The 8,100-nt window shown below is 59.9% G+C and carries 8 protein-coding genes; 3 read left to right on the plus strand and 5 right to left on the minus strand.

Translation table 11 applies throughout. The annotated features are described in order from the left end of the window. Positions 1-83 precede the first annotated feature (83 nt). The 4 genes from EC919_RS22110 to EC919_RS22120 form a co-directional block, all read right to left on the minus strand. Positions 84-1,172 carry an LLM class flavin-dependent oxidoreductase gene (locus EC919_RS22110; protein WP_133776449.1) on the minus strand — a complete coding sequence of 363 codons (1,089 nt, stop codon included), beginning with the start codon at positions 1,170-1,172 and terminating at the stop codon, positions 84-86. 651 nt (positions 1,173-1,823) lie between these two features. Beyond that, positions 1,824-2,234: a PA2817 family protein gene (locus EC919_RS22115; RefSeq protein WP_133776461.1), complete on the minus strand. Its 411-nt coding sequence runs from the start codon at positions 2,232-2,234 to the stop codon at positions 1,824-1,826. A gap of 64 nt (positions 2,235-2,298) precedes the next feature. Further along, entirely contained in the window at positions 2,299-2,502 is a 204-nt protein-coding gene (locus tag EC919_RS27210) for a hypothetical protein (RefSeq protein ID WP_166650603.1), read from the minus strand. Positions 2,503-2,701: 199 nt separating this feature from the next. Beyond that, complete coding sequence (locus EC919_RS22120; RefSeq protein ID WP_133776450.1) at positions 2,702-5,146, minus strand: acyl-CoA dehydrogenase; 2,445 nt, start codon at positions 5,144-5,146, stop codon at positions 2,702-2,704. 213 nt (positions 5,147-5,359) lie between these two features. Here EC919_RS22120 and EC919_RS22125 point away from each other — a divergent pair, with 213 nt between their 5' ends. Next, a complete protein-coding gene (locus EC919_RS22125) occupies positions 5,360-5,983 on the plus strand; it encodes a glutathione S-transferase family protein (RefSeq protein WP_133776451.1) in 624 nt (207 codons plus the stop codon). A gap of 30 nt (positions 5,984-6,013) precedes the next feature. Here the strand turns inward: EC919_RS22125 and EC919_RS22130 are convergent, their stop codons facing one another. Beyond that, complete coding sequence (locus tag EC919_RS22130) at positions 6,014-6,202, minus strand: hypothetical protein (RefSeq protein ID WP_133776452.1); 189 nt, start codon at positions 6,200-6,202, stop codon at positions 6,014-6,016. Between EC919_RS22130 and EC919_RS22135 the strand changes: the two genes are divergently transcribed. Both EC919_RS22135 and EC919_RS22140 read left to right on the plus strand, forming a co-directional pair. After that, entirely contained in the window at positions 6,201-7,133 is a 933-nt protein-coding gene (locus tag EC919_RS22135; RefSeq protein WP_133776453.1) for an ABC transporter ATP-binding protein, read from the plus strand. The two genes, EC919_RS22130 and EC919_RS22135, sit on opposite strands and share 2 nt — an antisense overlap. Continuing rightward, positions 7,130-7,909, plus strand: a complete 780-nt coding sequence (locus EC919_RS22140) for an ABC transporter permease (protein WP_065993104.1) — start codon at positions 7,130-7,132, stop codon at positions 7,907-7,909. The genes EC919_RS22135 and EC919_RS22140 overlap by 4 nt, the downstream gene beginning before the upstream one ends. Positions 7,910-8,100: the final 191 nt, after the last annotated feature.

Genomic DNA, 8,100 nt, shown 5'->3' on the forward strand with positions numbered 1-8,100 from the left:
GGGCCTGTCATGACACCGCACTGGAATGCGCTGATTCGCGAATGAAAGCGCCGTTAGCAGGAGCCGTGAGCCACAGCCTTTGTTCACGCCACCTTTTCGTTCTTCTCCTGCTCGCGTCGCGCGATCAGTTTGCGCGTCAGCGGGATCAGCTTTTTGCCGTAATCGACCGCATCTTCCAGTGGATCAAAACCGCGAATCAGGAACGTCGTGATCCCCAGATCGTAATAATCCAGCAGCGCGTCGGCGACTTGCTCTGCGGTACCCACCAGCGCCGTGGAATTGCCTTTCGCGCCGAGCAACCCTGCAATGCCGGTCCACAGACGTTTGTCCAGACGCGCACCCTGGGCCGCGGCTTCCAGCAAACGCCGCGAACCTTCATTCGGCGGCTCGCGTCGCTCGAATCCGGACGCCTGGGCCAAGGCCTTCGCCCGCTCCAGAATACTGTCTGCACGCGCCCAGGCCTTTTCCTCCGTCTCCGCCAGAATGGGCCGCAGCGACAAACTGAAACGCACCGTCCGCCCATGCCTGCCGGCTTCGGCCCGCACCTGTTTGACGATGTCCCTGACTTGCTCGTAGGTCTCGCCCCACAGCGCATAGACATCAGCGTGTTTGCCCGCAACTTCCAGCGCAGCCTGCGAAGCACCCCCGAAATACAGCGAAATGTGAGGCTGCTGCGCTGACTTGACCAGCGAATGAGCGCCCTCCAACCGGTAGTAATCACCCTGGTGATCGAATGGCTTGTCGGCCGTCCATTCCTGGCGCACCACGCCGAGGTACTCGTCCGTGCGGGCGTAACGCTCGTCCTTGCCAATGAAACTGCCGTCAGCGCGCAGCTCCTGATCGTCTCCACCGGTGATGATGTGCACCGCAATACGCCCGCCAGTGAATACATCCAGCGTAGCGAATTGCCGAGCGGCGACGGTGGGTGAGATAAACCCCGGCCGGTGTGCGACGAGAAACTTCAATGTTGTCGTGACGCTGGCCGCGTACGACGCCACGAACGCGCTGTCCGGGCTGTTTGAGTGATAAGCGACCAGTGCCCGGTCAAAGCCGGCCTCTTCATGGGCTCGGGCGACTTTCTCCACATACTCAGGCTGAACGGCCGGCCCGCTTCGGGAATGAATCTCCGACCCGGGCTGGGTAGCGATATAACCGATGAACTCGACGCTCATGACAACTCCTTGTACTGATGGGCCAACCGACGCGAGAGGACACGCGTGGGCAAGTCAGCAACATAGGGGCAAGCGAAGGGTCTGTGAAATTCGATTTAGCGCTAAGCTAATTATAAAAAATATGCATTTAGCTCGGCGGTAAGATCAGGAAATTTTTCGCTGCCCTGCAGAAGAGCTGCCCGCTTAGGATGACGCGGAGCGTCACAGGATGCATTCCCACGCAGAGCGTGGGAACGATCTGCATCAAAAGCTTCCCGGCTAAAGCCTGTCCCACGAATAGCAGCCCGTGCAGTCAGTAGGACCGGCTTCAGCCGGGAAGCCTTCGATCTGCCGTTGACCTTGATCTTGATCTTCATACGAGGAGGGTTCAGACACCGCAGAACGCGACTTTGGTGCAGGCTGAACGGAGGTCTCGCGCAGTGGGTCGAGCCGCATGGATGCGGCGAGAGCGCCGTCAGGACATGGATGTCCGTTCGGCGCGGGCCCACGGAGCGAGACCGGAGTGAAGGCACCCTGACGAAGGAAGGGCCAAACCGAGAGCAGGCACTTTTGCTTACTTTTGGTGCTTTTCAAAAGTAAGTCGCCGAAGGCGAAACAGTCCGCCCTCAGGCGGACGCTTTTGATCTTGATCTTGATCCGAACAACCTCAGATCAATGCTTGGACTCAGACTGCGACATCGCCAACAACTGCTTCTCCTGATTCCAGTCAAACGGCTCCTCGTTCTCCATCGCCTCAAACCGACGCTCCTCCAGCGCCGTATACAAATCAATCTCATCGTCCGGCATGAAATGCAGACAATCGCCCGCGAAAAACCACAACAAATCCCGCGGCACCAAATGAGCGATCTGCGGATAACGCTGAATCACCTGACACAACAAATCCTGCCCCAGATACTGACTCTCGATCGGATCAGCCGGCAACAGCGTCAGCAACTCATCGTACCGCTCCAGAAACAGCGCATGACTTTCTTCGGGGACCTGCTCGGCCTCTCCCAGCGCGACCAGGATGCCGCGCAAATGCAGCAGCAGATTCATGATGTGGTCGAGATTGGCGTCGGCCATGATGAAGCCCTCAGAGACAAAAACAGGCGCGGGAGTATAGAGGCCCCCGCCGCCTGCGGCTATCTCAATGCCACAACCCGGCCAGATACCGATGACCTGCTTCGGTAAGCGCGAGATGAGCATAGGTACGGTCAGGACTGGGCAGTCGGGTGACAAAGCCCATCATCAGAAGGGTTTGCAGCGTTTGTGTGGGCTTGCCCCTGGAAAGATCCTCCCCCGAGGCGATTTCAGAGAGCAGGCAGCGATGAGTCAGGCGTTGGTCAATCATGGTGCGTCCCTTTGGGTTTTTCTTGTTGTTACCAAGGAGTGTAGGACAATTCGCCAGCGCGGTGTATGTAGACGTAAGTCGTGGGCAGCACCTGTAGGAGCGCGCTTGCCCGCGAATGATGACGTGTCAGCTAACATTCATGATGCTGACCCACTGCAATCGCGAGCAAGCTCACTTCTACAGCGTTTGCCTCGATTAATCAGCGGATTTTGCCTTCAGTGGCGACCAGCTCTTCCTTGTCGAAATCATCCACATCGATCACCTTGCGTCGCGCCGCCTCTGCAGCGCGCAACGTCTCCGCTTCCCCTGCCTGCAACACGCCCGCGTTGAGCGCGGCATCAATCAAATGCTCGCCACCCGCGGGCTTGACCTGACCGCTTTTCACCGCGTGATGCAGTTTGCTGCGGATAGCCTTGGCACCCCTGAGCAAGTCGCTGGCGTGCTGCAATGCGCCGACCGGATCTTCGGCGTCGGTCGGGCGGTAGCAACCGGCGAGCACCGACTCCAGCGCCGGGTCGCCTTTGGCACGGCCGAGGATTTCCGCGACCTGGGCATCGAGCCGGTCCGATGGCCCTTTGTGGCGACGGCCGAACGGGAACACGATCACCCGCAGCAGCCCGCCAAGAACGCGGTTCGGGAAATTACTGAGCAATTCGTCCAGCGCGCGCTCCGACTCACCCAGCGCTTCTTCCATGGACCAGCGGAACAGCGGCGCCAGGGCTTCGGGATAATCCAGATCGTGGTAACGCTTGAGCGCGGCGGACGCCAGGTACATATGGCTCAGCACATCGCCGAGTCGCGCCGACAGGCGTTCGCGGCGTTTCAATTCGCCGCCCAGCAGCATCATGCTCAGGTCAGCCAGCATGGCAAACGCTGCGGCCTGACGGTTCAGCGCGCGGAAATAACCCTGACTCAGGCGATCGCCCGGCACGCTTTCGAAATGCCCCAGCCCCAGATTCAACACCAGCGTGCTGGCCGCGTTGCGTACGGCGAATCCGATGTGCTGCATCAGCAGGCCGTCGAATTCCACTACCGCCCGATCGTGATCCTTACGGCCGGCGAGGGCCATTTCCTTCAGCACGAACGGATGGCAACGAATAGCACCCTGACCGAAAATCATCAGGTTGCGGGACAGAATGTTCGCGCCTTCCACGGTGATGAAGATCGGCGCGCCTTGCCACGAGCGACCCAGGTAATTGTTCGGGCCCATGATGATGCCCTTGCCGCCATGCACATCCATGGCGTGGGTGATGCACTCGCGGCCACGCTCGGTCAGGTGGTATTTCAGAATCGCCGACAGCACCGAAGGCTTCTCGCCCAGGTCCACTGCGTTGGCGGTCAGGATGCGCGCGCTGTCCATCAGCCAGGCATTGCCGCCGATGCGCGCAAGGGATTCCTGAATCCCTTCGAATGCGGCCAGCGGTACGTTGAATTGTTCGCGCACTTGGGTGTATTGGCCGGTGACCAGGCTGGTGAATTTGGCCGCACCGGTACCGACGGCCGGGAGCGAAATCGAACGCCCGACCGACAGACAATTCATCAGCATCATCCAGCCTTTGCCGAGCATGTCCTTGCCGCCAATCAAGTATTCCAGCGGAATGAACACGTCCTTGCCCGAGTTAGGGCCGTTCATGAACGCCGCGCCCAATGGCACATGACGACGTCCGATTTCCACACCGGCGGTGTCGGTCGGAATCAGCGCCAAGGTGATCCCCAGGTCCGCCTCGTCGCCCAGTAGATGCTCAGGGTCGTAGGCCTTGAAGGCGAGGCCGAGGAGGGTGGCGACCGGGCCGAGGGTGATGTAGCGCTTTTCCCAGTTCAGGCGCAGGCCGATGACTTCCTCGCCTTTCCACTCGCCCTTGCAGATGATGCCGGTGTCGGGCATCGCCCCTGCGTCGGAGCCGGCCAGCGGGCCGGTCAATGCGAAGCAGGGGATCTCGTCGCCACGGGCCAGTCGTGGCAAGTAATGATTGCGCTGCTCGTCGGTGCCGTAATGCAGCAGCAGCTCCGCCGGGCCCAGTGAATTGGGCACCATTACCGTAGAGGCCAGGTCGCCGCTGCGGGTTGCGAGCTTCATCGCCACTTGCGAGTGGGCATAGGCCGAGAAGCCTTTACCGCCGTATTCCTTCGGAATGATCAGCGCGAAGAAACCATGGGCCTTGATGTGCGACCAGGCTTGCGGCGACAGGTCCATGGCCTGACCGATCTCCCAGTCGCTGACCATGGCGCAGAGTTCTTCAGTTGGGCCATCAAGGAAAGCCTGCTCTTCTTCAGTCAGTTTGCTCTTCGGATAGTTGAGCAGGGTGTTCCAGTCCGGACGACCGCTGAACAGCTCGCCATCCCACCACACAGTGCCGGCGTCGATGGCGTCACGCTCGGTGGCCGACATCGGCGGCAGCACTTTCTGAAACCACGAGAACATCGGCGCACTGAAGTGTTTGCGGCGTAGGTCCGGCAGCGCCAGCAGCAACGCGACGCCCAGCCACAACAGCCATGGAATGACCATCCAGCCGTGGGCATGGCTGAACGCGCCCATCGCCAGCAGGTACACCGCGACGATGCCCAGGGCGGGGAAGGGTGCGACCCTGCGATGGGCCAGCCAGGCCACGCCAACCACCAACACTACGATCCACAGCAACAACATAAACAGCCCTCCATGATGACGGCGCGATAAGCGCGACCGGCTGCGCAGTCGACCGCTCTGGCCCGCGCTTCGATAGTGACCCCGTGCTATCTAGGGAGTTCGGGGGCTGGCCGATGCACAGGAAGTTGTGGCTCGAACACCCGCATCCCGGAGTAGACTGTGGCCCGCCGCAAACGCCACTCATCGCTCGTTGACCACACGGAGAATGACAACATGTTGAAGATCTGGGGCCGCAAGAACTCGTCCAACGTGCGCAAGGCATTGTGGATCGCCGAGGAACTGGGGCTGGAGTATGAGTCGCTGAATGCCGGCGGCGCCTTTGGTGTCAACGATCAGCCCGAGTACCTGGCGAAGAACCCCAACGGCGTGGTGCCGATGATTGAAGACGGCGAATTCGTGCTGTGGGAATCCAACACCATCGTTCGCTATCTGGCGGCTCAATACGCGCCAAATTCTGCTTTCTACCCGGCCAGCCCCAAGGCACGTGCCCAGGCCGAGAAGTGGATGGACTGGACTACGTCGACGTTGGCCGGTCCTTTTCGCCCGGTGTTCTGGGGCGTGTTACGCACGCCAGCCGACAAACAGGACTGGACGCAGATCAATGCCGCCAAAGCCGAAGTCGAGCGCCTGCTGGTCATCGTCGACGCAGCACTGGCCCGTCAGCCGTACCTCTCGGGCGATGAATTCGGGGTGGGCGACATTCCCCTCGGCTGCTTCGCTTATCCCTGGTTCGAAATGCCGATTGAACGCCTTGAGCTGCCCCACCTCAAAGCCTGGTACGAACGTTTGCAGCAGCGTCCGGCGTATCGAAAGGCCGTCATGACCGCGCTGACCTGAGTTCAGCCCGTGTCGAGTTAATACTGACTATCAATCGATGTCGCTGTACTTGGGCGGCATCGGCCCGCAACATTGCGGCCGCTGCATTTGTAGCCTTGTGTTGCGCCTGATATTCCCGCTGCGCGGCACAGTAAATGTCAGCGCCCCTGTGAGCCCGGCAGCTGCACGTTCGTATTCGTTTATCTTCCTTTTCATTTTTATTGGTGTGTGTTCAGTCATGAGTTCAGCTCTGTCCATCCGGCAGCTAACCAAGACCTACGGCAACGGTTTCCAGGCCCTCAAGGGGATTGATCTGGACGTCGCCGAGGGTGATTTCTTCGCATTGCTCGGCCCCAACGGCGCCGGCAAATCCACCACCATCGGGATCATCTCGACCCTGGTCAACAAGACCAGCGGCACGGTGAACATCTTCGGCCACGACCTTGATCGCAACCCGGCGCAGCTCAAGCGCTCGATCGGCGTGGTGCCGCAGGAATTCAATTTCAACCAGTTCGAGAAGACCTTCGACATCGTCGTGACCCAGGCGGGTTATTACGGCATTCCGCCGAAGATCGCCAAAGAGCGCGCCGAGCAGTACCTGACCCAGCTGGGTTTGTGGGACAAGCGCGACTCGCCGTCACGTTCGTTGTCCGGCGGCATGAAGCGCCGCCTGATGATCGCCCGCGCACTGATTCACGAGCCGCGTCTGTTGATCCTCGACGAGCCTACCGCCGGCGTGGATATCGAGCTGCGCCGTTCGATGTGGACCTTCCTCACCGAGCTGAACGAGAAGGGCATCACCATCATCCTCACCACGCATTATCTGGAGGAGGCTGAGCAGTTGTGCCGCAACATCGGCATCATCGATCACGGCACGATCATCGAAAACACCAGCATGAAGACGCTGCTCAACAAGCTGACTGTCGAGACCTTCCTGCTGGATCTGCGGGATCCGCTGCAGGCCGCGCCTCAGCTCAACGGCTATCCGGTGAAACGGGTGGATAGCCAGACGCTTGAGGTGCAGGTCGACAAGACCATCGGCATCACATCGCTGTTCAGTCAGCTGTCGCTGCAGAACATTCAGGTGCTGAGCCTGCGCAATAAAACCAATCGCCTTGAGGAGTTGTTCGTGGGTCTGGTCGAGAAGAATCTGGCGAAGGTGGCGATATGAGCTCGGAGCTGCGCCCCAATCTGATTGCCCTGAACACCATCGTTTATCGTGAGGTCCGGCGTTTCATGCGGATCTGGCCGCAGACCCTGCTGCCGCCAGCGATCACGATGGTTCTGTACTTCGTGATCTTCGGCAACCTGATCGGCCGGCAGATCGGCGACATGGGTGGCTTCACCTACATGCAGTACATCGTGCCCGGCCTGATCATGATGTCGGTGATCACCAACTCCTACGGCAACGTGGTGTCGAGCTTCTTCGGTGCCAAGTTCCAGCGGTCGGTCGAAGAGCTGATGGTCTCGCCTGTATCGCCGCACACCATTCTGATCGGCTACACCATCGGCGGCGTGCTGCGCGGGCTGGCGGTGGGGGTGATCGTCACGATGCTGTCGATGTTTTTCACTGATTTGCAGGTGCATCACCTGGGCATCACCATCATTGTGGTGCTGCTGACCGCGACGATCTTCTCGCTGCTGGGCTTCATCAACGCTGTATTTGCGCGCAATTTCGATGATATCTCCATCATCCCGACCTTCGTGCTGACGCCGTTGACCTACCTGGGCGGGGTGTTCTACTCGATCAACCTGCTGCCGCCGTTCTGGCAGACCGTGTCGCTGGCCAACCCGGTGCTGCACATGGTCAATGCCTTCCGCTTCGGCATTCTCGGCGTGTCGGACATCAAGATCAGCATTGCCCTCGCGTTCATGGTCGTTGCGACCATCGTGCTGTACCTGGGCTGCGCGCGACTGCTGGTGAGCGGACGCGGAATGCGTCAGTAGCTCGCCGCAACTTGGAACGATCGTCCCCACGCTCCGCGTGGTAATGCCGCCCCGAACGCTCTGCGTTGACTGTGACGCCGAGCGTCAAACGGGCCGTTACCACGCGGAGCGTCACTAGTGTCCGGGGAAAGTTTGTCATAGCTGAAGGATGCCTTGGGCAGCCTTCAGCTTTTCAATGCTTTTCCTCTCTA

It is taken from the genome of Pseudomonas graminis, assembly GCF_004364335.1.
In the GTDB taxonomy this organism is placed as follows: Bacteria; Pseudomonadota; Gammaproteobacteria; order Pseudomonadales; family Pseudomonadaceae; genus Aquipseudomonas; species Aquipseudomonas graminis_D.

Excerpts from the sequence above, each read along its gene's own strand:
- EC919_RS22110 (WP_133776449.1), bottom strand. The coding sequence starts at position 1,172 with ATGAGCGTCGAGTTCATCGGTTATATCGCTACCCAGCCCGGGTCGGAG.
- EC919_RS22115 (WP_133776461.1), bottom strand. The coding sequence starts at position 2,234 with ATGGCCGACGCCAATCTCGACCACATCATGAATCTGCTGCTGCATTTG.
- EC919_RS27210 (WP_166650603.1), bottom strand. The coding sequence starts at position 2,502 with ATGATTGACCAACGCCTGACTCATCGCTGCCTGCTCTCTGAAATCGCC.
- EC919_RS22120 (WP_133776450.1), bottom strand. The coding sequence starts at position 5,146 with ATGTTGTTGCTGTGGATCGTAGTGTTGGTGGTTGGCGTGGCCTGGCTG.
- EC919_RS22125 (WP_133776451.1), top strand. The coding sequence starts at position 5,360 with ATGTTGAAGATCTGGGGCCGCAAGAACTCGTCCAACGTGCGCAAGGCA.
- EC919_RS22135 (WP_133776453.1), top strand. The coding sequence starts at position 6,201 with ATGAGTTCAGCTCTGTCCATCCGGCAGCTAACCAAGACCTACGGCAAC.
- EC919_RS22130 (WP_133776452.1), bottom strand. The coding sequence starts at position 6,202 with ATGACTGAACACACACCAATAAAAATGAAAAGGAAGATAAACGAATAC.
- EC919_RS22140 (WP_065993104.1), top strand. The coding sequence starts at position 7,130 with ATGAGCTCGGAGCTGCGCCCCAATCTGATTGCCCTGAACACCATCGTT.